15 protein-coding genes are annotated in these 23,847 nt (G+C 41.6%); 5 read left to right on the top strand and 10 right to left on the bottom strand.

What is annotated here, in order from left to right:
* Window positions 1-324: 324 nt before the first annotated feature.
* Together sufR and RMZ43_RS30120 are read left to right on the top strand one after the other, a co-directional pair.
* Entirely contained in the window at window positions 325-1,008 is a 684-nt protein-coding gene (gene sufR / locus RMZ43_RS30125) for an iron-sulfur cluster biosynthesis transcriptional regulator SufR (RefSeq protein WP_322647767.1), read from the top strand.
* A gap of 76 nt (window positions 1,009-1,084) precedes the next feature.
* Window positions 1,085-1,345: a hypothetical protein gene (locus RMZ43_RS30120; RefSeq protein WP_322647768.1), complete on the top strand. Its 261-nt coding sequence runs from the start codon at window positions 1,085-1,087 to the stop codon at window positions 1,343-1,345.
* Window positions 1,346-1,546: 201 nt separating this feature from the next.
* Here the strand turns inward: RMZ43_RS30120 and RMZ43_RS30115 are convergent, their stop codons facing one another.
* Both RMZ43_RS30115 and RMZ43_RS30110 read right to left on the bottom strand, forming a co-directional pair.
* Window positions 1,547-2,179 carry a hypothetical protein gene (locus RMZ43_RS30115; RefSeq protein WP_322647773.1) on the bottom strand — a complete coding sequence of 211 codons (633 nt, stop codon included), beginning with the start codon at window positions 2,177-2,179 and terminating at the stop codon, window positions 1,547-1,549.
* Between the two features lie 333 nt (window positions 2,180-2,512).
* Window positions 2,513-2,839 (bottom strand): YbjQ family protein, encoded by a 327-nt coding sequence (locus RMZ43_RS30110; protein ID WP_322647774.1) that lies wholly within the window; start codon window positions 2,837-2,839, stop codon window positions 2,513-2,515.
* 639 nt (window positions 2,840-3,478) lie between these two features.
* Here RMZ43_RS30110 and RMZ43_RS30105 point away from each other — a divergent pair.
* Entirely contained in the window at window positions 3,479-4,159 is a 681-nt protein-coding gene (locus tag RMZ43_RS30105) for a tetratricopeptide repeat protein (protein WP_322652386.1), read from the top strand.
* A 2-nt stretch (window positions 4,160-4,161) separates the two neighbouring features.
* Here the strand turns inward: RMZ43_RS30105 and RMZ43_RS30100 are convergent, their stop codons facing one another.
* From RMZ43_RS30100 to RMZ43_RS30075, 6 genes are all read right to left on the bottom strand, one after another.
* Complete coding sequence (locus RMZ43_RS30100) at window positions 4,162-5,064, bottom strand: ABC transporter ATP-binding protein (protein ID WP_322652387.1); 903 nt, start codon at window positions 5,062-5,064, stop codon at window positions 4,162-4,164.
* Window positions 5,065-5,227: 163 nt separating this feature from the next.
* Entirely contained in the window at window positions 5,228-9,808 is a 4,581-nt protein-coding gene (locus RMZ43_RS30095) for an ATP-binding protein (protein WP_322652388.1), read from the bottom strand.
* 306 nt (window positions 9,809-10,114) lie between these two features.
* The gene (locus RMZ43_RS30090; RefSeq protein ID WP_322647778.1) at window positions 10,115-10,366 is read right to left on the bottom strand and encodes a hypothetical protein; all 252 of its coding nucleotides are present in this window, start codon (window positions 10,364-10,366) and stop codon (window positions 10,115-10,117) included.
* A 2-nt stretch (window positions 10,367-10,368) separates the two neighbouring features.
* Window positions 10,369-11,220 carry a hypothetical protein gene (locus RMZ43_RS30085; protein WP_322647779.1) on the bottom strand — a complete coding sequence of 284 codons (852 nt, stop codon included), beginning with the start codon at window positions 11,218-11,220 and terminating at the stop codon, window positions 10,369-10,371.
* A 164-nt stretch (window positions 11,221-11,384) separates the two neighbouring features.
* Window positions 11,385-12,161 (bottom strand): RNA polymerase sigma factor SigF, encoded by a 777-nt coding sequence (locus tag RMZ43_RS30080; RefSeq protein WP_322647780.1) that lies wholly within the window; start codon window positions 12,159-12,161, stop codon window positions 11,385-11,387.
* 1,237 nt (window positions 12,162-13,398) lie between these two features.
* Window positions 13,399-14,235: a photosystem II manganese-stabilizing polypeptide gene (locus RMZ43_RS30075; protein WP_322652389.1), complete on the bottom strand. Its 837-nt coding sequence runs from the start codon at window positions 14,233-14,235 to the stop codon at window positions 13,399-13,401.
* A 608-nt stretch (window positions 14,236-14,843) separates the two neighbouring features.
* Here RMZ43_RS30075 and RMZ43_RS30070 point away from each other — a divergent pair.
* Entirely contained in the window at window positions 14,844-15,191 is a 348-nt protein-coding gene (locus RMZ43_RS30070) for a hypothetical protein (protein WP_322647782.1), read from the top strand.
* Between the two features lie 124 nt (window positions 15,192-15,315).
* On the opposite strand, the gene RMZ43_RS30065 is transcribed toward RMZ43_RS30070, so the two are convergent.
* Both RMZ43_RS30065 and RMZ43_RS30060 read right to left on the bottom strand, forming a co-directional pair.
* A complete protein-coding gene (locus tag RMZ43_RS30065; RefSeq protein WP_322652390.1) occupies window positions 15,316-20,343 on the bottom strand; it encodes a hypothetical protein in 5,028 nt (1,675 codons plus the stop codon).
* A 109-nt stretch (window positions 20,344-20,452) separates the two neighbouring features.
* Window positions 20,453-21,784 (bottom strand): P-loop NTPase fold protein, encoded by a 1,332-nt coding sequence (locus tag RMZ43_RS30060; protein ID WP_322652391.1) that lies wholly within the window; start codon window positions 21,782-21,784, stop codon window positions 20,453-20,455.
* A 701-nt stretch (window positions 21,785-22,485) separates the two neighbouring features.
* On the opposite strand from RMZ43_RS30060, the gene RMZ43_RS30055 reads away from it, so the two are divergent.
* The gene (locus tag RMZ43_RS30055; protein WP_322647785.1) at window positions 22,486-23,340 is read left to right on the top strand and encodes a cell division protein FtsQ/DivIB; all 855 of its coding nucleotides are present in this window, start codon (window positions 22,486-22,488) and stop codon (window positions 23,338-23,340) included.
* Window positions 23,341-23,847 lie beyond the last annotated feature (507 nt).

Here is a 23,847-nt window from a genome sequence, read left to right as displayed (position 1 = left end):
TAGTGGTGGAGAGTAAAACAACAGCTATGTTGTTTAATCTATCTTCATTTTACGCTAAATTAACAACAACAATGTTGTCAAAGTCAAACAATTTTGGATTTTAGATTTGCAATTTGGGATTGAAAGAGACCACAAAGGTGCTTGGCTCAAGGATTTTAGATTGACGATCGCGTAGCAGGCTACATACCAGAAAACTTTTTTAATCCAAAATCGTTCGACTGAGCGAAGTCGAAGTCCAAAATCCAAAATCCAAAATCGGCACGGTCAAATTTTCAAAGAAATTAATTTTTGGGGCGTTCGCTGAACGTCTCGCACCACATGAAGATGGCGACTACCCACCAGTCCTCAACCAAGCAAGATATCCTAGAGTATCTGCACAAACACGAAAAAGCAACGGCTTTGGAGCTAGCTGAAGTTTTAGACGTTACCCCTCAAGCTATTCGTCGCCATCTCAAAGATTTGGAGACGGAGGAGCTAGTTTTGTATTCTACATCAGTGCAGGCGGCGGGGATGGGGCGGCCGCAGCATCTTTATCAACTGAGTCGTCAAGGACGCGATCGCTTGCATCGAACAATGAGCGATCGCTTTGGTGATGGCCACGGGAATTTTGCGGTTTCGCTGCTAGACACCTTAGCCGAAACAGTAGGACACGACCAATTTAAATCGATTTTAGAGAAACAGTGGCAGCGCAAAGCTAAAGAATACCGCGATCGCGTGGGTAATGGTTCGTTGCGAGAACGTGTAGCCAACTTAGTCGAGTTGAGAAAAGCGGAAGGCTTCATGGCGGAGTATCACCCTGTTGATGTGAATGACTCTTTTGAGAGCGATCGCTTTATCTTAATGGAGCATAACTGCGCTATTTCTAACGTTGCCGAGTCTTTCCCCAGCATCTGTGGTCACGAATTAGAAATGTTTGCAGCTGTCTTACCAGATTGTACCGTAGAACGCACCCACTGGATTATTGATGGCGAACACCGTTGTGGCTATTTGGTGCAAATTCGTCATTAGTTCTTAGTTTTTTTAATAACTAATCCCCTATAGCCAATACTTAATAATCAACTAAATTTGAGATAGCATTTCATTTATGGATGTACCACCACAGCAACCATCAACACAATTTTTAACCCTGGAAGAGTCAGCAAAAGTAGATGCGGCTTTGTTGTCTTCCCCAGAAAAATTTTTAACAAGATTAACAATTTCATCACTTAAGCTTTTGAAGCATATCGCCCAAGAGTACGGCGTTGCTATTGAAGATTTGACAGCACAGCAGGTAATTGCCTGGTTTGAAAAAGATGGCAAAATTCGACGTGAACAAGGCATTGAGGATTCATACCTGAAATGGTGAACTGTGGTACTAAAGTTTGCATTTCGGGTATAGCCTAAAAGTAACTTTACATAACGCCAACAGTAATCACCTCCTCTTCTATCTTTATCTGTGGTTAATTTATTTCTGTACCTTACCTATGTAGGAACCACTATAAAAACAAAAAGCACCTTTTTTAAGGTGCTTTTACAGTTGATACTATTTTGTTTATCAAACAATTATTTAAGCATTGTAATTGTTAGCCCGAGGACTACGAGCACCAGTTGCGGCTCCAATCATTGAAGCTATTAAACCCAACAAAGAACCAAACACAAACCACCACAATCCCGAACGTAAATTAGCTGCTGCATCACGAGCTTGTTGGGCACTGATATTTGCTTGTGGTACATTAACACCACCTTGTTGTTGTACCTGATTTATAACTTCCCCAGCGTTAGAAGCAGCAACACCAAAAGCACCAGATACTCCGCTTGCTAATAGCCATGAACTAACTGCTAAAGTCGTTGCCCAAAGAATTGCACCGTTAAGAAGAGCTGTATTGCGGTTCATTGGCCCACAAGCACGAGCTGTAACCCAACCACCAGTAAATAGGGAAATTAGTAAAGCGATAGTTGACCAAAGCCCCGCATTACCCGCAGCGTTAGGAGCGATTGTTCTGGGTGCGCCTGAACCTTCAACTGCGCCTGCTGCAAAAGCACCAATTATAGCGCTCAAAATTAATTGAGTAGCTAAAGCAACCAACAAACCAGAAATAATCGGCCCCCAGCGAACAAGATCATGATACTCACTTACTCGGCCTGCTACCACAGACTCAGTAGGAATAACGTCATTACCTGTCCGATTTACGTATGACATAACTTATGTTCTCCAGTGCTGTTTCAGCAAAGCTTACTCTCAGGTATATTCATGTTTATGCTTAAAATTAAATAGCTAAATCATCTACTTTTATATCTATCAATAGAAAGATTTTATAAGTATATCTTTAGTCAGAAAAAGCAGATCATAATAAACTTTAATATAAAAATTTTAATATCTAAATAATTTTTTAGAAAAGAAATTTTCATTAAATTTTTAAATTAAAACACAATTAATTATTAACTATTATGAGAAACTAGCTTTAATTTTGTAAGCAATTAGACTTAAGACAAAACTTTGTAACAATCGTCAAAAGTTAAGAAGAATCAAAAATTAACGCATCCTCACAGCAGTACCTGTGGCAGTAATCAATAAAAGAACTCCTGACTGGTCAAGATTGATTGTGCCAGTATCAATTTCAATACCAATCACAGCATTTGCTCCTAAACGTTGTGCTCGTTGTTCTAATTCTTCTAATGCCTTGCGTTGACCCTGCTCAAATAGACGCTCATAGCTACCAGTGCGTCCACCAATAATATCTCGAATACCCGCCAGAAAATCCCGCAAGAAATTGCTACCGTAGACTACTTCTGCTGTCACAACGCCTAAATAGGACTCAATAACGGCTCCTTGAATTACATCAGTGGTAGTTATAATCATAAATTAGCCTCCCAGATTGTATATAGGTTGATACTTATTATTAAAATTTATATACAAAACTAGTTTGTATTCATACAAGCTTAATAAATATGCTCTCACATAATTTTAGATTGTGAACATATTTGTACTCTTACTCTCTGGCTAAAAACTAGCATTTAAAAAAATATTTAGCTTGTTAAATTTATCTTACCGTGTAATGTCTAGAAAAGGATATAAATGCCTAAATTGCGACTTCCTACAGGGTAGTATAAAAATGTGAATAATTGGATACAGAGTCAGCCATTTGTTCCAGAAAACAATAAACAGAAATAAATCTTAAATTTTCTAAAATTGGTAGCTCGCTTTCTAAAATTAAGCCAGATGCCTGTTAAATTTTTATAAGTGGCACGTATAACTACTGAGAAAAAAGTGTTATTTTGCTAGTCTACGAATTTATATGTAAGTAACTTCATCTAAACTTGATATCTTACACTTCCTCATTCAGTAAAAACCCTGTAATGTAGGTGGCGACTAATGTAAAGGAAAGAATCAATGAATTATTAACATCTTAATCAATACGAAGAAATACAGTTTTCAAAAGTCCATATTTTTGTTTTAATGTACAAGAAAAAAGTCCTCAAAAATTTCAGGAAATTTACTGTGTACAAGCCAACATCAATTGTGCTGAGTGTGTTGTTATTAGGATGTTTTTCTTTAACTATACCTTCAGTAGCTCAGGCTCAGGTATTAGTGGCGCAAGGCAAAAACGCAGAGTTAAAGCAACTACTAGAAGAAGGACGGAGGTTAGTGGATACGGGCGATTATGGTGGTGCGATCGCAGTTTATCAGCAAGCAGCTAGGCTAGATGCCAAAAACGCTAAAATTCATTCAGGTATTGGTTATTTATACGCACAACAGGGAAATTACCAGGCAGCATTAACAGCTTATCGTCGTGCGATCGCTATCAACCCTAACAATAGTGATTTTTATTACGCGGTGGGTTACATCAAAGCGAATTTGGGCGACACCCGTGGGGCAAAAGAAGGCTACCGTCGGGCTATACAGCTGAACCGTAATAACGTTAACGCCTATTTAGGATTGGCTGTGACGCAATCTCGAATGGGAGACTATAATGCTGCTAGCTGGGCATACCAACAAGCGATCGAATTGGATAAGAACAACGCTCAGACTTATGAGTTAATGGGTTCGATGTATAAACAGCGCCGACAAACCAAACAAGCAAACAGCTTGCTTCAGAAAGCCCGTGATTTATACAAGCGGCGTAATGACTCAGATGGCGTCAACAGAGTAGAAGCCATGCTGCGACAGTTAGGAGGATGAGATTAATCTAACTGGCGTCCCGTTAATTCCACAAAAATATCTTCCAGGTTAGAGGGACGCACCATCATTCCGGTTTTATCAGGCTGTTCATTCAAGTAGATATTTGCTGCTGACAAAGATGGGAAAAACAAATATTCCCAACTACGAGCACCATCACTTCCCACTTCAGATACACCTAATTGTTTCATCACCAAACCTTCACCGTGAGCAGAACGCAGTTGTTGTAAAGTTCCTAAAGAAATCAGCTTACCACTATCCATAATACCGATGCGTCCTGGCTTGGTAGAACCAAAAGCATCGCACAAAAATTCGACCTCATCCATATAATGGGTCGTTAGTAACATCGTCATTCCCTGCTTATTCAAATCTCGAATAATTTCCCAAAGCCGTCGCCTAGTTTGGGGGTCTAGTCCTACCGTTGGTTCATCCAAAAACAGAATTTGCGGTTGATGCAATAAAGCTCTGGCAATCTGCAACCTTCGTTTCATACCCCCAGACAGAGTTTTTACCAAATCATTACGTTTTTCTGCTAACTCAACATACTCTAGCCATTGATTAATTAGTTTTTGTCGCTGTGGGTTGCTAATGTGATGTAGCCTCCCATGCAGTTCCATATTTTCCCAAACGCTTAAATCATTATCCACACTTACTTGTTGCAAGACTACGCCAATACTCTGTTTTGCCAGCATTGCTTGGCTCATCACATCATATCCGCCTACTTCTATCCGTCCTTGGGAGGGTTTAGTTAGTGTAGTCAGCATCCGAATTGTGGTGGATTTACCCGCACCGTTTGGGCCAAGTAAAGCAAATATTTCCCCCGCTTCAATTTGGAATGACAGATCATTGACTACAGGTATATTGTTGTAAAACTTGTAGACATTTTCTAGAAAGACAGCAGTAGTCATAGTCACTTTGCTCCAATAAAAATTTAACGAGATCAGGGGTTTAAGTCTTCTGCTTCTATCAAGCAGCGCGTGAAAGTGTCGGGGTCTAAATCCCTGTTACAAAATGCAATTGCGTTAGCGTAGCGGGGCGAAGCCCATTGCGAATTGCGAATTGCGAATTGGTTTAATTTCTCTTGGCGATTATATCTAGAATGACTGTAATTAATGTGTCTGGGTCTATTGGCTTAGGAACGTGCTCCTGAAATCCGGCGGCTAGAGCTTGTTGGCGATTAACTTCTCCAGCGTAAGCCGACAAAGCTAAAGCCAAAATTCGCCCACCTTGTTCGGGTGGCATGGCTCGAATTTGTCGAATCAGCATATAGCCATCCATCTCTGGCATTCCAATGTCACTCAACAAAATATCTGGTGGTGATTGCTCTACCGCTTGCAGTGCTTCTATTGCCGATGTCACAATACAAACCTCTCCTCCCGCCTGCTCAAGAACAAAGCCCAAAAAATCACGGATATCTTCATCATCATCAACAATTAGTAACCGTATTCCTGTCAGAGGTGAGGTGTTAAAAGTCAATAATGAATAGTCTTCTTCTGCTTTCTGGCTAGAACCTAGTGTTTTCATCAAAGGAAACCTGACATTAAAGGTGGCTCCCTGTCCTTCTCCAGGACTGTCTACTTGAACAGTACCTCCATGCAGTTCAACTAGATGACGGACGATCGCTAGCCCCAACCCTAATCCGCTAAACTTCCTAGTTGTTGTCGCATCCGCCTGACGAAAGGATTCAAACACGTAGGGTAAAAAGTCTGGATTAATACCTTTACCCGTGTCGCTAACAGTAATTTGAGCCTGCGAGTCTCGGCACTCTAAGCGAATTTCGACTCGTCCACCAGTGGAACTAAATTTTACAGCGTTAGTAAGCAAATTCCAAAATACTTGCTGTAAACGAGCAGAATCTCCCAAAATCTGCCCAATATTTGGGTCGAATACTCTTTCAATTTGAATTGACTTCGCTTCTGCTGCTAAACGCACAGTTTCAATAGCCGCTTCAATTGTCGATACCAAGTTAACAGGAGCCATTTCTAAATTGAGTTTGCCAGACAAAATGCGAGAGATATCTAACAAATCTTCAATTAATTGTGCCTGGAGTTTGGCATTGCGCTCGATTGTTTCCAAAGCAATAGCCGTTCTTGCGGCATTTAATGTTCCATTGCGAAGCAACCTAGTCCAACCCAAAATAGGATTGAGGGGCGATCGCAATTCATGTGACAACACTGCCAAAAACTCATCTTTAATTCGATTCGCTGTCTGAGCTTGTTCACGTGCAGCTTGCTCACGCAAAAAAAGTTGTTCGCGTTCTGCTTCTGCTTGTTTTTGCTTTGTAATATCGCGTGAGATGACTAAAAGTTGTGCAATAATTCCTGATGCATTTCGGACGGAAGTAATAATTACATCCCACCACTTCGGCTTGCCCTTTGCTGTGGGACAGTAGCCTTGAAATTGACCAACATTACCTATTTTGGCTGTAGCGATCGCCGCTTTGGCCTTTTCTCGGTCTTCGCCTTCCCAAAAACTAATCCACTCGGCGTTAAGAAAGGACGCAGGCTCATCAATTTCTAGAAGATGCAGCCCGCCTTTATTCAAGTAGAGTACCTGCCCATTTAACGTTAAAACTTTGATGCAATCATGACTGCTGTCCAAAATTCGTTGCTTTAACTCTTCACTTTCTCGCAGGGCGGCTTCGGCCAGTTGGCGTTGCGTAGCTTGCTCATAGGCATTGCTGATATCCTTGAAAAGGACGGCGACTTGTCGCTGCTGCGGTTGCCCAATGCGGAATGCATAAACGTCGAACCAACGTTGTAGGGCAACAGCCCTATTCTCAAAGCGAACGGGTTCGCCCGTTATGGCTACTTTGCCGTAAATTTCAAACCAATGCTTGTCATGATTCGGAATTAGATCGCGTATTTTTTTGCCTTCTACGTCTTTGAGTCCTGTTTGTTTCTCAAAGGACGCATTGATTTCTAAAAAGCGGTAATCGTTTGGCGTGTCGTTTTCATCAAACAGCATTTCGATCACGCAAAATCCTTCGTCAATGGACTCAAACAGCGTTCGATAGCGTTCTTCAGATCGGCGTAAGGCTGATTCTGCAAGTTTTTGCTCACTGATATCTGTGCAAGTGCCATACCAGCGAATAATTTGACTGTTTTCATTCAGCATTGGTAAAGCACAGGAGAGATGCCAACGATAGGTTCCATCTGCCTGTCTCAAGCGATGTTCAACTTCGTAGCTTGTGCCCATTTGAACGGCTTGAGTCCATGTCGAGATGGTGTGTTCTCGTTCCTCTGGGTGGATAAGGTTCTGCCAACCGAACCCCTGGATTTGCTCTAGCGTCATCCCAGTGTAGTCAAGGCAGCGAGGGCTGTAATAATCTACCCGACCAATTGCATCGGCTGTCCACACCATTTGGGGAATGGATTCAGCCAGAAAACGAAAACGTTCCTGACTGGAAGCAAGGCGCACTCGTCCCAACTCTAAATTGGCAGCAACCCGTGCCAGTAATTCCCGTCGGCTGAATGGCTTCACCAAGTAATCATCTGCCCCAGACTCCAATCCTTCCACTGCCGATTCTTCTCCAGCCCGGGCAGACAGTAGCAGAATGGGAATTTCGCGCGTTCTTAAATTAGCCCGCAACTGCCGCAGCAACTCAATGCCATCCATTCCTGGCATCATGACATCGCTGAGGATTAAATCAGGCGGATCGTTATACGCGGCAGCTAGAGCGCTTTCACCATCAATTGCCACGTCCACTTTATAATATTCGCTAAGAATCCGTCGCAAATAATTCCGCATATCGGTGTTGTCATCCACCAATAAAATCCGGGCAGAAGAAACAGGGGAGAATTCTTCCTCTTCAAGAGTTTCTTTCGGCAGCCACCCTAAAGCTTCCTCAACATAAGACATTGCTCCAGAAGCAGTAGAAACATTGCTTTGACTAGTATTAAGGCAATTTAGGGGTAAGTGAGCCGTTCCAGTTGGCAATTGAACAGTAAATGTACTGCCTTGACCGAAGGTGCTGTCAACGGTGATTGTCCCACTATGCATCTGGACTAATTCTTGCACTAGCGACAGCCCAATGCCCGTACCCTCAAAGGTGCGACCTTTGACACCTTTAACTCGATAAAACCGCTCAAATAATCGAGGAACCTCATCTGCCGGAATTCCAGTACCAGTATCGCGCACTATCAGTGATACCATCATGTCAACCGGGCGCAAAGAAACCGCAATCTCTCCAACGAAGGTAAACTTCAATGCATTGGAGAGCAGATTTAACACAATCTTCTCCCACATTTCGCGGTCTACGTAAACGGGTTCTGCTAGGGGAGGACAATCCACAATTAATTGCAATCCCGCCGAATCAGCAGCAGACCGGAAAATACTTGCCAGTTCTGCGGTATAGGTGGCTAAATCAATTGGCTCATAATTAGCTATGGTGCGTCCGGCTTCAATGCGCGAGAAATCTAACAGCGTATTGACTAGTTTGAGCAGCCGTGTACCATTGCGCTGTACCATCTCTAATTGCGCTTGGGCTTTGGCTGGAAGAATTCCGTCTAATTCTAATTCAGTTAACGTCTCTTTCAGTGGCGACAGCATCAGCGTTAGGGGAGTGCGAAATTCGTGGCTGATGTTGTTGAAGAAGGTCGTTTTAGCTCGATCTAGTTCTGCTAGTGCCTCCAGTCGCTTGTGTTCTTCTTCATAAGCACGGGCATTAGCGATCGCGATCGTCATGTTGCCTACCAGCAAATCGAAAAACTTTCGGTAATCCTCCTCAAAAGCCCGGTAAGGATTGATGCCCAATACTAGTAATCCAAAAATTTGTTTTTGTCCAGGTGGGATGAGCGGCACGACCCAAGCAACTGAGGGGGGTTTGTCCCAAGCTCCTGTGGGCAGAGCTTCAAACTGATTTGTCAAATCATCTACGATTGCTGCTTCCCCGGTATGATAAACTTGTGCGAGTTTCCATGCATCGCTCTGTTGAGTTAAATTTACTCTCGATAGAATTGTTCCTGTTTCCTCGCTTAGAGTAGTTCCAACTAGCTTTGCACTTCTGCCATCTGGCTCAACCTGATACAGCATGGCAAACGGGATGTCATGAGAATTAGTTGCTAAAGCTTGAATTGCAGACAGGCAAGCCGCTTCTGTGGTCTTTGCTTGAGCCGTTTCTCTACTTAGTAAGCTCAGAGTTTGTAAACGGCGATCGCCCAGCACTCGTCCTGTTGTTTCACTAACAATACAAAAGACTCCGCCAACTTTCCCGCTCTCGTCTCGCACGGGGTCATAGGAGACATCGAAGTAAGTTTCCTCAATGTAACCGTGTCGATTTAAGAAAAATAAATGATCTTGCGCCCAAAATGCAATTCCTGTGGCAACAACTCCCTTAAGTAAAGGTTCTACAACATTCCAGGCTTCGCTCCACGCTTCATGAGCAGGGCGACCGAGCGCCCAAGGATGTTTTGAGGCAAGGGCAGGGCGATAGGCATCGTTATAAATCGTGATTAATTCCGAACCCCAAAAGAGGCAAATCTGAGCTTTAGAAGCTAGTAAGATGCTAATAGCACTCCGTAAGCTCTGGGGCCAATCAGCCACATAACCTAAAGCAGTCTGCGACCAATCGAGTGATCGCATCAGGCTTCCAATTTCGCCACCTTCAATAAAAACATTGTTAACAGCTATACCTTCTTCTTCAGGTGCCATCGCTGCTAGTTCTGATTGCTAAAGTGTTTGGTTAACAGGTTTTCACCTGGTTCTCCTATATTATTATGTAACAATTTTTCAATCTGTTAGAGTGCTAGGGGAATTAGTTTGCTTCGTCCATTCTCCCATCGATTGACACTCTGAAATGACACCCAACTTTACTGGCAAACTTAACTTCTTAAGACAGTTACAGTAGCTGCCGAGCTTCTCGAATCAACGCCACCTTAAAAGGGCTAGTCATTTTTGAACAACAAAATTCCCGACTTATTTGAGAAATCGGGAATCTAAAATTTCAATTTTCACAAATCAAATAGAATTCATATAGCGATTTTGATAGTAAGCCAAAATCTGGTTAACTCTTTGCCGACTTTCTGAACCAGAGTTTGCTGTCCACGAGATACACAAGCCATCAATTTGACTTTGATTGTAATCAAACTCTTGGGATGACTGGGGAATTAACTCCACTTCTACCCCTTTGACTTGATGTAAATGAGCTGCTATCTCTCTATAGACAGCTAAAGGTAAACCAGCGAATTCAATTTTTTCCTTAGTCTCCATCTTTATGAAGCTCCAACATTGACAGGATTTGAGGGAGGCGTTGTCACTGACACAGGATTGCCGCTAGCAGATGCAGCTGACGGCGTTGAATTGACAGCCCCTTCTCCTACCATTTTGGCAACTTCAATACCATATTGTTCAAGAATCACGATCGGATTGTAGCCCTGATTCATTTCAATACGTTTAACCAGTACGCCATTTGCTAATCGCTGTCCCGCCTGCACATAGCGACTCGTCGGCTCATCCGGTACTTTGATAATTGCCTGTGGTTCCTTACTAATTAAAACTACACCAGTCACAACAACTGCCTTTGCTAACTCAGGTTGTGCTGGCGGTGGCAATACAGATATTAAAGCTGGGTTAGGGACAACTTGAGGCAAAACCTTAGGTAAGACTGAGATCAAACTAGGATTGACTTTTTTTGGTACAGAAGCAATCTTATTTTTTTTCTGATTTAAAGCTATTTTGGGTGTTGGAAGTTTTCGGACTGTTATTGATGGAGTAGGTAGCTTAGGCACCACAGGAACCGGTCTTCCAGATGTTTTAGGCATTCCGGTAACCGTTTGCCCGAAAAGTTGTGCAAACGGATCACTTCGATCTTTTGATAGTTGAACTAACTGTACCCGCTCTGTAGCATTAGTGGATTGAATCAAGTTAGCAGATGCAGGAGTAACTTGTGAAACCTCTTTGGCAGGTATCACTGGATTCTTAAAGGATTGAGTGGTTGGTGGCGACTTTGCTGCTATTTTAGGAATCGGCGCAGGATTGATGGCTTGTGGTGTATCTTCAGAAGCACATCCAGCGATCGCCAAAGTTAAAATAGCTGCAATTGTAATTTTTAAATTTCTGCCCATGAGCTGTTCTCAAAAGCCATTGAAAAATTGGAACGTGAAAATCAACATGCCTAAAACTTGTATCAAAGGCAAAGTATGTTACCTTTATAACTTAATTTTTTAAATTTTGAGGGTTATTTTTAGCACTACCTACTGGGTATAACTGCGGCTTGGTGTTTATGCAATCAATCTTCTGCCACACCCATAAGCTGTTTCATCAAATCCAGACCTTTCTTAACTCTACGGGAAACTGTTACCACACTAATTCCCAGATGTTCTGCAACTTGTTTTTGTGTTAAATCTTGTAAAAATACACATTCCAACACATCGCGGGTGCGTTGTTCTAGCTGAACCAATGCTTGTTGCAAGCGAAGTTGGTCTTCTTGTACTAGTTGAAAGCTGCGATAGTTAGGATCTGGAACTAATTCTCCCAAACAAGTAGAGCCTTCTTCTCCATCTTGGATTGGCACATCAAGACTCAAGGGAGCGCGATTTATCCACGCTAATTTAATTTCTTGCCATTCGTTTGGAGAAATTTCCAGTGCTGTTGCTAATTCCGAGTCTGTTGGTTGGCGATTATGCTTTTCACGCCAAGAACGTGACACTCCTATTGCTTGCTGTTGCAGTGCTAACCACTTGCGAGGAATTCGCACGGTGACACCTTTATCTCGCAGATAGTGTTGAATTTCACCCCGAATATAGGGAAGAGCATAAGAACTAAAGGCATGTCCCTTGGAAAGTTCAAATTTTTCAATAGCCCTGATTAAACCCAAAGATCCAACTTGGAGCAAATCATCGTAGGTTTCATGACATTGATTCGTCCAGTAGTGAGCTTCTTTTCTCACAAGTCCAATATTGAGTTTTACCAGCTTATTGCGAATACTTTCTGACGGAGATTGCTGATATTCTCGCAACAACTGCCAAATTTCATGTTTCAGTTCATTGGTTGTTGTGGTAGGCATAGCACCATGTTTATTAAGTAAATCAACAATTAATTTCTCTGTTTTAAACTCTGCTGCGATGGCGTACCCGCCCTTTTCGGTGGCGATCGCACGATATCAAAGCTAATGTCGTGCTATATGCTTTAGCAAGTTCTCTGGTAGATAACAACGTTTTTCTAAAGAAAATTCCACAAACTTACTTGACAATCGAGCAAAGTTTAAATAAGCAAAATCGGTGTATTCTGTAGCTGTTTTTAGGACTACATAGAAATAAAATATAAAATTAGTTACCAAATGTAAAACCGAGATTGTACTTAACTTTAATTAATTAATGCTGAAGCTAATTTCTATAAAAAAAACAACAGTAGCCGTAATTTTGTTGGATAAGCAAAAGTTTGATTTACAGTAAAATTACGTGTTCATTAAACTAAATTCAGCCAATAATTAAAAATTACTAATAATTTGCAGAAAATAATACGTAAATTTACGCAAAAAGAGATAACAAAAGGTATTTCACCCTTTGTTGTATTTAAAGTTTCCTCTATATTCAATACGGTTCAGTTAAGGCTAAAACTTTTTATCAAAGTCAAATTTTTTAACGTAGACGCAAAGCGGTGAAGCGGCGTGGTTTTCTCCCAAAGGGAGAGGCTAGCGCCTGCCGTAGGATGCCCGAAGGGCTGTAGGGGGTTTCCCCATGAGCGACTGCTGTTAGCGCAACGTAAAGCCTTCTCTACGAGAGGCTGCGCCCTAAGCGTAGCTATGCCGCAGGCTTTACGGCATGGCAAATTTTGGAGACGCTGTGCGTAGCTTGCTTCCCCGTAGGACTACGCTTAGAGCGACGTTAGGAGCGTTACCCGGAGAGCTTGCCGCAGTCTACCGCAGAGGCGCAGAGAAGCCAGTGCGCCCTTGCGGTTTCGCGACTTGTTCGTCTTTGGCGTTCCCGCTCTTTAGCAACTGGCGCAAAACAGAGAAAAGAAAATGCTTAACCCAAGTGTATTGTCCTTTATTTGTAAAAAACGCTAAAAAAAAGGCAGGGCTGTTTCATTCTTTAAAAGCCTCTTGAAAAGCTGGGAACAAGGGAAGGAAGAATTTTTCTCTTGTCTCCCCTTGAACCTTTGTCTCTTTTCGTCGCTGTAATGCTTTTATAGAAATGAAACAGCCCTGAGAATGGGGGCAAAAAAGTTAACTTTTGTTATGAAACCTGATGCTTACAGAATTGTAGTTCTGAGTGCCAGTCAGTTACCTAACTCCAGAGAGTTTAGGCACGAGCCGGTTCAACCCGTGCAAAAAATAGACCGCGAATCTTAACTTCTTTAGGTTCGCCAGCACCTAAATCTGTATCAGATGGCTGTTCGCTCTCGAAAGTACCAGCAATTTCACCACTAGAGCTATCAACTTTAGCGATTTGCAATGAAATCTTGCCATTAAGATTTTCAGCACGCTTGACGTTAGTGCGCGTAAGTTCTTCATCATCCGCTTGGGCGGGGAGAGCCACAGCATTATCGTAGCCACTAACGACACCACGACCCTTTGGATCTAGGAAGGCAGCACCACGGTAGGAAGGAACTTTGAAGGTGCCTTCAAAGTCTGTAGAGGTGTTAATACTGCTCAAACTGGGTTGGGTTTGAGCAACCAAGTTTTTGATAGTAAAGAGGAAAGGTACTCGTTCACCACCAGGAAGTTGCACAGTGATGGCTTGGAAGTCAAGACCATCTGTTTCCACAAAGGTGAGGCTATTATCTGAGTTGATTTTTATGTCGCCTTGCACCTGGTCAATGGTGGAAGTGTATCTGGTCAACAATTTGCCAGCAACAAATTCTGCTTGTTGGCGTTTATTAGCAGGTTCTTCTTTGATAAAGAAGCTAGTTGGTTCTAAGCAAAGTTCTTTGATGGTGTATGACTGGCTAGAATCAATGGGAATGGAGCCACGGCTTGTTTCTGCTAGTTGGGGGCATTTGTTAGCCAAGCCAGTGCCGCGAATTTGATCGTAAGTGAGTACATCTCTACCACTACTAACAGCAGGAGCATCACTACAAGCTGTTATTAGCCCCAGGCACAAAGCCAAGAATGCAACAATTAAAGCGCGATACCTCATGGTCAACCTCAATCTCAAAAATTAATATCTAAGTTGTAAAACTGCATCGAAGCTTTGATCTTTGACGAGAAGCCATCCTTTATCGGACATTGTATTGCTCTGATTCTTGAGTTGAAACAAGTGTCCGGGCGTATAGGTTGGCAGTCGCCACTCAAACTTTTCTCTGCTAAACGTACTTAAACGTGTCGCTGCTTCGCACTTTGCTCTTGCATATAGCAAAAGCGGCGTCGCCCAAGTCTTTTTGTATCATGTATGTGACGCCACTACATACAGCCCATTGTTTGATGGGTAAATCAGCCAGATCATACGATTTTTTTTAACTCAAAATCAAAGTACTCAAAATTCAAGAAAGTCTCATCCCGATCGCGTCTAGCTACCGTGGAGCCTATGGTAAAGGTTACTACGCTCTTTTACGAGCGATCGCAATTGCTTTTGATAAAGATACAAATCTAGTTATATTCACCTCTGACTCAAGGAAGGGGCAGGGGGAAAGGGAGATTCTAGAAGCTTACAGAAGGTTCATTTTTTAGGAGAACTATTGGCAAACTAGGGAAAATTAAAAATCTTCGGTAAATTTGAGTTGAACTCATTTATACGGAAAGGATGGCATGAACGATAACAAAAATCTTGAATCAGGAGAGTTGTCCTGTAAACTGCAAGCGATCGCAACTGTGGTGTATGATGCAGTTCAAGGTTGTCAAGGCGATAGTGTGGCTCTTTTGGCAATGCTTCGGCAATTGGAGTATTTACACCGAGAGATCCGGGATGGAGTTTTTCAAGAGAGTTTGCCTGTTAACCGTCGGCAACTCTACTCACTACTGAAAGATATTGAGTCTGAGGGAGGCTGGCCTTATATTGAGCGCATGAGACTACAAGCCTTTTTAGCAAATTTGCCACAAGAGGCTCCCGCAGAAAATAATCATGAAGTTTTAGAGAGCGATCGCTCATACGGCTGATCATGTCAAAATAAATTTCTAGCTGTGAATTAACAACTCTGATCGCCTCATCAACCGCTAAACCAAGAGCGGTTGCTCATTGAGGCTTCAAGCTAATTCGTAATTCGTAATTCTTAATTCTTAATTAAAAGGGGTTTTTACTGGTTATACCATCGCAAAGAATGCGATCGCGCTCCTCTAGATTGGGGTTGTGTTTGAGGTAATTGCCCACCCAGTCGCAACCACGAACAAGTAAGTTGTCAAGATTTAAATTCCACAAGATTATCGTGTTGTCATCACTCGCTGATGCTAGTGTTTGACCATCTGGGCTAAAACTGACACTAAATACCCCAGCGCGATGCCCATTGAGACTTTTAATTAATTTGCCATCACGGCTCCAGAGTTTCACTGTACTGTCCCAACTGGCGGCGGCGAGCAATTCACCATTGGGACTGAAAGTAACGGCATTGACGCTATCAGTGTACCCCTTTAATAAAGTTTTTAATAACGTTCCATCTCGCCGCCACAGTTTCACAGTGTTATCCCAACTAGCAGAAGCCAGTAACTCGTCAGTAGGACTAAAGCTGACACCTGTCACCCAGCTGTCATGGGGCGATAAAGTTTTTAACAACGTACCATCTCGTTGCCAAAGTTTAACAGTTTGGTCATCACTGGCAGAGGCTAAAACCTGACTATCATGGCTAAAGTTGACGCTATTTACCCAACCCTGGTGCCCCACTAAGGTTTTGAGCAACTTGCCCTCACGGTTCCAAAGTTTGACTGTTTTATCTTTGCTAGCTGATGCTAAAAACTGACCATCAGGACTGAAATTCACGCTCGTCACACTATCGCTATGCCCGTAGAGAGTCATGATCAAACTACCGTCAAGCCGCCAAAGTTTAACTGTTTTGTCAAAACTTCCTGAGGCCAGCATTTCACCTTTAGGATCAAAACTGACACTAGTAACTTGATTTGTATGCCCCACTAAAGTTTTATAAAGTCGGGTTTTGACCTCGCCACTACTGGTGTATCGTTGCCAAAGTTTGACAGTGTGATCGCTACTACCAGAACCTAGCATCTGACCGTCGGGACTCCAAGCAATGCTCGAAACTCGTTTCTGATGCCCTTGAAGAATAGAAGGTTTTGGGGCATCTAAACTCCATAGTTTCACGCTTTTGTCATAACTTCCCGAAGCTAAAAATTTGTTATTTGGACTAAAAGCGATGCTGACAACAGCATCGCTGTGTCCTTTGAAGGTTTTGAGTAAGGTACCATTAATAGTCCAGAGGTTTATGGTAGTGTCTTCACCTGCGGAAGCTAACTTTTGACTATCGGAACTAAAGCTCAAACTCCACACTCTCCTGGTATGCTGCCGTAAAGTTTTGTCAAGACGAAAGTCAAAACCGTCTTTAGTGCTGTTAATTTCCCGCCGCCAAAGTTTCACTGTTTTGTCTCGACCTGTTGACGCCAAAAATTTACCATCTGGGCTGAAAATAGCCATTGTCACATTCTGCTGATGTCCTTGCAAAGTTGTAACAAGGCTACCGTCCCGTCGCCAGATTTTCACTGTTTTGTCGTCGCTAGCCGAAGCGATAAATTGACCATCGGGACTAAAGTTTACCCAGTTAACCCACCCTTGATGTCCTTTCAGGATTTTTACTAAACTACCGTCTTTGCGCCAGATTTTTACGGTTGTATCCTGACTGCCAGTAGCTAACAACTCGCCATCAGGACTGAAACTAACGCTGTCAACAGAATCACCGTATCCTTTGAGGGTTTTATATGGCTTGTGGTCAAATTCACCTGTAATCAGGTTTTTGCGCCAGATTTGCACTGTTTTGTCGAGGCTGGCGGAGGCGATAAATTGACCATCCGGGCTAAAAGTTACACAAGTTACAGCATCAGTGTGACCTTTAAGGGTTTGGAGTAGAGTACCGTCAGGACGCCAAAGTTTCACCATCTGATCTCGGCTACCTGATGCTAGCAATTGACCATCTGGGCTGAAAGCTAATCCCCAGACAATATCAGCGTGCCCTTCTAAGCGGTTAGCCTCTGTTACCCCATAAACTGCCTGTTGCAGGGCTGTCACCACCCGCATTCGGGTGTCTGGTTGCACTCCATCTGCCTGTTTAAGTTCTCTCCAAGCGCGTAAACTTTCTAATAGGGCATCAAACTCTTTATTAGAGGTAAATAAAGCTTCACTAGCAGCAGCGATCGCACTAATGTTCAAGTTGCTTTCACTACGTTCAGCTCGTAGAGTTTGGCGGATTGCTGCTCTTTTTTGCAAGTCGGCTTGCCACCATAATGTTGCTATTGTTCCCCCCATGATTGCCAGCACTGCGCCTGCTATTCGTGCTTCCCGCAGTCGTCGTTGCAATACCAAATTGAGTTGCTTTTGACTAAGTTGTTGGGCGACTTCAGCTTGAGTTTTTTCAAGTTTGATTTTTTCTAATTCCGCGAGCATACCATAATTGTTCTTTTGCCGAATCGGTTCAACTAAATAATCGTGAACTAGCTGATAGCGATCGCCTAATTCTTCTCTAACTCGCAACACCAAACCTGAACCCACCAATATTTCTAAAATCAGTTCCCCAACTGTTTCAAAGCTTGATATTGTATCTATATCACGATTATTAACTAATGCAGCCGCTAAATCAGCTTTAGTTTTTAACGGTCGCGTGCCTTTTTCATCAGTTAACTCAAATAATAGTTTCCAAGTTAACTCTTCATTCTCCTGACCACAATCTTTAATAACCTCCTCAAGCCAGCGTTCTACCAATTTTGCCGAGCCACCGCAAAGTTTATATTGTCCGAGTGTGGTAATGTTTTCTATTTGTAGTTGAGCGCCAACTATTTGTAATTCAATTGGATGTACTTCGTCTAATTCTGTTGTTAAATCCTGGACTAATCGGTTAATTAATTCATCACTTAGTTCGGAATGTGAACGCTGAGTAAGACTATGAATTATGGCTTTAGCATCCTGGCTAGAGAATTTCCCTAGATAGTAGCGAATATCCTTATCAAGAATATTTTTATTAATTACGCCTAAATCATATAAACTAATACTATTTTTTTGGCTTAACCGTTCAAATTCTAATAAATAATGTAGATAATCTTCTCTTAATGATAGAATAATTTTGACAAATGAAATATTTAAACATTCACTAAAAAATTGGTAAAACTCTATTCTTTCACTGGGAAAGTTACTAATAAAGAAAAACTCCTCAAACTGGTCTAAGATGATAATTATTGTATAATTACGCTCGGTTGCTAACCGAATTTTTTCTAGGAGTATAGTGGGTGTAGAGTCAAGATTAACCGATATTCCTGTAGATGCCAGCACTTGATTTAGACTGCTTATTAAGACTGTGAGCCAATCAGTGTAAACAGACAAAACAATAGGTATAGGAATGCGTTCACCGATAACTTTACCTTTGAGCGCTGGAACTAAACCAGCTTTGAGAGTTGAACTTTTACCTACACCAGATGGGCCATAAATTACTGTAAGCTTGTAGTCTGCACGACTAATTCTTTCAATCAAACGATTGACATCTTGCTGCCGTCCAGAAGCAGATATTTCTTGGGCAACTCCCTCAGGAATAAACGGTATTTTTTGAGGTTCCAATGCTGGGTTAATTTTAGAGTGTTGCGGCTGCAATTGACTTGCCCCAATGAAAGCACGAAAGCCATATTGATGCTCTATTTGAATTTTTTCTTGCTTAAGTTTAAAGGCTTCTGTATAGTCATGACGCTCAAAAAAGTAAAGCGATCGCAGTTCCTCTAAAATCTCTAAATAAAGAGATGGCTGATGTTGTAGCTCACAAACTACCCTCGCCCATTCCAGATTATTAATAGCCTCCTCTGGCTCACCGAGATGCCTCTGTGTACGTGCTAGCAAGAGAAGATACCAACTTTCTTGTCGTCGTCTTCGTAAAGCATCTTGCAGAGAAGCTTGTGTTACTTCTTCGGAGATAGAAAGTGCTGTATTCGCTAATTCATGAGCCAGTATCCAATTCGACTCAGAAGCTGCCACACTTGCCAAAAAGCCATAATCTTGAGCAACTTGTGCAGGATTTCCATAGCTTTGATGTAGATGTAATGACTTTTGAGCTAATTCTTTTAAGTCATTCCAGGCTTGTAAACGTTGCAGCATTTCACAAGCAGGCAAAATAAATTTAGCAACTAAGTCTTCTCTTTGTACTTCCTCCAATATTTCTAGACATTGTTTAAACCACGACAGAGCATGTTCGCAATAGCTTCTATTACTATTTTGATGTAAGTCCGCCATTCGGTGATAACACAGCCCCAGATGGAATATTACTATTGCTTGCTTAAGTAAAGATGAGAGGGGTAAAGAAGAATTACTTTCCCACTCTGCTACTCTCCTGGTTTCTTGCTGCCACAATGCTAGGCTTTTTTGATAATTGGCTAAAGCACCATTAATTTGATCGTTGGCGTATTTATCTCGCCCTATAACAAACTCTAAACTAGCTTCTAATCCTGGTGTTAATTTAACGCCGTACAAGCGCAGCAAATCATTACGGGCTGATTCTATTTCGTGGCGGTGTTGAGACGTAGGATCTAAATCTAGGGAGGCGTTAGATAAAAATGTTTCGGCACCTGCTTCTAAAACTTTAGTAAATAGAGATTCTGTCTCTTGTTGGATCAAAGCAATTAAATCTGCTTTTGCCATTTCAAATTTAATCGTGGTTGCAGCCCAGCTTTTAAAATCAGGTGCTAATCTTGAAAGCAATGATGCCACATCATCTTGTAGCCACAACACCACTGGAAATGGAAAAGTCACGGCATAGATATCTCGCGCTTGGTTGATACCTGTAAGTAAGTTTTCTATGTCTATAGTTGACTCAATACCAAAAACCATTACAGCTGATGGCAAACAATCTGTAAGGACAGCAGGATTATCTAAAGATAGTTCTGAGATTATTGTATTATGTAAGGAAGTAGTTGATGGATTTAGAAAGATTTCTCTGAAATAAATGTCTTTGCTAATAGAGCGAATATTTTCTAACATTTGTTCACGTAATTGCCCATAGTTACACCGAACTAAAATTAGGGCAAATTGACCTTCAGAAAGTGCGATCGCTCTAATTAGTCTTTGCAATGTATGCTGATTTTCTTTTGTGTAGATGTGTAGCTGCTTATCAGTAGTCATGGGTTATTGAACATGGAAAGTGAGGAATGGAGAATGAGAAATTGAGCATTAGTTATTAGTCCAATGGCAAATGACAAAGGACTAACGACTAATGACTCACGCAGCATTGTTACTTTTTTTGTTGCCAAGCTAAAACTTTTTCTGTTTCTGCTAGAGCTGGACTAATACCGAACCATCGTCCCAGAGGATCACGATATTCAAATAGATACATGCTTCTTAGTAAACTTTGATAATCAGACTCACCTTTAACTCTCTGCTGCTGCACTACTTCAAACAATAATTCCCATTGGGATTCATCAATAGCTAGTAGCAAATCGTCACGGTAGTCCTTAATCACGGCTTCTAAGCAGTCCTTAGAAAAAGGTGGATCTTCTCGTTGTAGGCAGCTATAAAGTAAACCTAATAAATTACGAATATGACCACCACTAATGCGGCATATACGATCCAAAGTTTGAGAGTGATCGAATAATTCTGTAATTAATAAAAGCCTTTCATTTAAAGGAACTTCTGGAAAAGCTCTTGCTAGAACTAATTGGCGGACTAGTGACATGCCTGGTTCGTAGTCACTGCCATCTCTTTGGCGTACCAATACCATCGGTAGTACTTTTGGCGCAATCCCTCCCCCCAAACGATTTTTCAGTGTCTCATACTCATTGGAGAAAATTAACGTTAGAGGAATTGTATAAACTAGGTGGCATTTGAGTCGGCGTAGCTGTTCGCCTCGGTCGATAAAGAGATATTCTGGTTGCGATCGCCCCGATGCTAAGGGACGCATATCTACTCGATCCAAATTATCTACAATTACTACTAATCCTTTTTGACCCCGTAGCTTTAGCTGTTCAACAGCTTTTTCTAGAATTTCTTCGTTAATGGCTTGCAAAATACTATTGGTACGTGGCTCTAGATATTGCCTTAGTTGATTCCGCGTCTGGGTACTATCTTTGGTTTTAGCGGTAATTTTGGCAATACCCAACGATAACTCTGCTTGTCCAGAAAGCTCTATGGGACTTTGCAAAAAATCGCCTACTTCTTTGAATAAATTGGTAAAGTAACCAGGTTTAAGTTTGACGTTAATGCCTTCTAAACTGGCACTGACTTGACGGGCTACACTTAGCAAAATATCGCTGATATCAATATCTGCCATATCTAAGTCTTGACTCGACTCAAAGTAAACTACATGAAATCCCGCTAATTCTAGTTCTGTCTTGAGGCGCTGCAATTCCGTTGACTTCCCGCAGCCAATGTGACCCGTAAATAACTGGCAGGTTGGCTCATCAGGAGAAATTCGAATGATAGTTCGCTGCAATTCTTCGACAATCTTGCAACCACGAACATCAGCAAAATCTATGTAATACTGGCGATCTAGCACGTTACTTATATTGAGCGTGTAGCTTGGATTACATGCTTTATAAAAACGTGACAAATTTAATGTCGTTTTCATGTATCTAGAGGTATATGTTGATGTGTGTGTGTAGATGTGTGTAGATGCAGTTAACTTGTATTTTTTATACCAAAAATCTCTAGTCTGGATGTAAGCACACAATTACTTCGCAAGTTGGCAATATCTTGCAAAAGACAGCACTTGTTCCAGATCGCTGTCAGTAGTATGGTAGAGATTTAGTTGACCCTAGTAACCTTAAGCATATCTGTCCTTTTTACACCTGCTATTGAGTTTTTGGTAATCTGTAGCTTTTGTGTGACTTAGCACAACCCTTTATAGCTGAGTTAATTAGTAAAAAAGCTACTACGTCTTATAGTTCCCAGTTTGGATTGCTAATGATAAGGACTGGTATGAATTATAGCAATCTATACAGAGACTTAATGATATTTGCTTATCATTTCACCTTTTCTTTGTCAAGGTGGCAAAATTAGAAATATCTAAATTAACCTTTTGTAATCTTTAGAGACAAGATGTTTGACGATCCCTTGTCGAAAAGACAACAGTAAGTTAAGAATGGACACCGGAAACTTTAATTGGAAGGATGACTAGCGCCACGTTCGTTAATGTAGTTACTGTAAAGTGTTACTAAAAATAAAAAAAGTCTTGAGGAGAGCGGCTAATAGATGCTGGCAGTGTTTACTGAGATTAATAATGATAAAAAGGCGTCAAGGAATTTGAATTGTAAGTAGAAAGGGGTTTGAATGGCTGGCATAATATCAGTTTCCCGCACCGATCTAGCCCAGCGTCGTAAGAAATTACGTCGGCAGAGGCAGATGAAAATTATTCAAGCTATTTGGCGAACTTTTGCCATTACTGGTTTGGCGATTGGATTGCTGTGGGTGGCAGTCCAACCAGTGTGGGTGCTAAAAAGTCCTAAACAAGTTGCGATCAAATCAGGTAATCAGTCCCTGTCGGATGAGACAACTCAATCACTATTGGCGCTATCTTACCCCCAATCTTTGTGGCGGATTGAACCGGCAGCGATCGCTAACTCTTTGAAGAAACAACCAACTATTGCCGAAGCGATCGTTAGACGCCGCTTGTTTCCTCCTGGATTAAACATCGAAATCCAAGAACGAGTCCCTGTAGCCGTAACTCAAACACCAAATGGGCAAAATCAAGGCGCTGGCAACAAAAAAGTCACAATCGGCTTGCTAGATGCAAGCGGGGCCTGGATGCCTTTAGAAAAATATACATCACTGAATCCTACTAAGAAATTACCCAATCTCAGAGTAATTGGATTGCCCAAACAATACTGTCTCTACTGGACTCAACTTCATCAAGCTGTAAGCCAAAGCCCCATAAAGGTGATGGAAATTGATTGCCAAAATCCAGCGAATTTAATTTTGAAAACAGAACTCGGAAATGTGCATCTCGGCGTTCCAGGCCCCCAACTGTCTGAACAAATTAAAGTACTCGCCCAGATGCGGCATTTAACAGCAAAACTAAATTCCGGCCAAATAGAGTATATTGATCTGAAAAATCCCGAACTTCCATTAGTACAGATGAACCAAAAAGAACAAAAATTAACTTCTAAAACTCCTAAAAACATCTAGTACAGCATGACGTAAATAAACAGACCATTTCAAATAGCGTAAAAGCCTGGAATACAATTCTTTTGAATGCTTGACTTTTAACTTCCGCCTTGCAGTACTAGAGTGTTTAATGTATTGATAGCTTTTAGTAAATTAAGAAGCTTTATGCTGATAAATAAATTTATTATTTTCAGTTTTCGAGCAACCCGCACGAAAATTGGCATTAACTTCTAATTAAAATGAGAAGATAAATCCTAAAATCTCTATTACGAGTAAAACACTTTCAATTATGACTCCTAACACCTAATAGTAGGGTGCAAGATGTTCAGCAATCTAATCATCGGCTATGGCGTGCAAAACGCCTTCTATTCCAAAGACAGTTTACCGAAGTTTCAATCTGTAAAGGAAAATGCCGCCCAAAGTTGCGTAAGCATAGCTTCTGGGCAGTCAATTTAGACTATTCTGTGCCGTAATTCCTATCGGTTTACAAAACCTCTGGAAAAATCTTGATTTGTTGACCACACTAGT

It is taken from the genome of Nostoc sp. CmiVER01 (genome assembly GCF_034531135.2).
Taxonomy (GTDB): domain Bacteria; phylum Cyanobacteriota; class Cyanobacteriia; order Cyanobacteriales; family Nostocaceae; genus Nostoc.
Note: the sequence above shows the minus strand (reverse complement) of the source record. Positions and strands in the feature narration are given on the sequence as shown.

What these genes read in the sequence shown, in the direction of transcription:
- sufR (WP_322647767.1), top strand. Translation starts at nt 325, where the DNA reads ATGGCGACTACCCACCAGTCCTCAACCAAGCAAGATATCCTAGAGTAT.
- RMZ43_RS30120 (WP_322647768.1), top strand. Translation starts at nt 1,085, where the DNA reads ATGGATGTACCACCACAGCAACCATCAACACAATTTTTAACCCTGGAA.
- RMZ43_RS30115 (WP_322647773.1), bottom strand. Translation starts at nt 2,179, where the DNA reads ATGTCATACGTAAATCGGACAGGTAATGACGTTATTCCTACTGAGTCT.
- RMZ43_RS30110 (WP_322647774.1), bottom strand. Translation starts at nt 2,839, where the DNA reads ATGATTATAACTACCACTGATGTAATTCAAGGAGCCGTTATTGAGTCC.
- RMZ43_RS30100 (WP_322652387.1), bottom strand. Translation starts at nt 5,064, where the DNA reads ATGACTACTGCTGTCTTTCTAGAAAATGTCTACAAGTTTTACAACAAT.
- RMZ43_RS30095 (WP_322652388.1), bottom strand. Translation starts at nt 9,808, where the DNA reads ATGGCACCTGAAGAAGAAGGTATAGCTGTTAACAATGTTTTTATTGAA.
- RMZ43_RS30090 (WP_322647778.1), bottom strand. Translation starts at nt 10,366, where the DNA reads ATGGAGACTAAGGAAAAAATTGAATTCGCTGGTTTACCTTTAGCTGTC.
- RMZ43_RS30085 (WP_322647779.1), bottom strand. Translation starts at nt 11,220, where the DNA reads ATGGGCAGAAATTTAAAAATTACAATTGCAGCTATTTTAACTTTGGCG.
- RMZ43_RS30080 (WP_322647780.1), bottom strand. Translation starts at nt 12,161, where the DNA reads ATGCCTACCACAACAACCAATGAACTGAAACATGAAATTTGGCAGTTG.
- RMZ43_RS30075 (WP_322652389.1), bottom strand. Translation starts at nt 14,235, where the DNA reads ATGAGGTATCGCGCTTTAATTGTTGCATTCTTGGCTTTGTGCCTGGGG.
- RMZ43_RS30070 (WP_322647782.1), top strand. Translation starts at nt 14,844, where the DNA reads ATGAACGATAACAAAAATCTTGAATCAGGAGAGTTGTCCTGTAAACTG.
- RMZ43_RS30065 (WP_322652390.1), bottom strand. Translation starts at nt 20,343, where the DNA reads ATGACTACTGATAAGCAGCTACACATCTACACAAAAGAAAATCAGCAT.
- RMZ43_RS30060 (WP_322652391.1), bottom strand. Translation starts at nt 21,784, where the DNA reads ATGAAAACGACATTAAATTTGTCACGTTTTTATAAAGCATGTAATCCA.
- RMZ43_RS30055 (WP_322647785.1), top strand. Translation starts at nt 22,486, where the DNA reads ATGGCTGGCATAATATCAGTTTCCCGCACCGATCTAGCCCAGCGTCGT.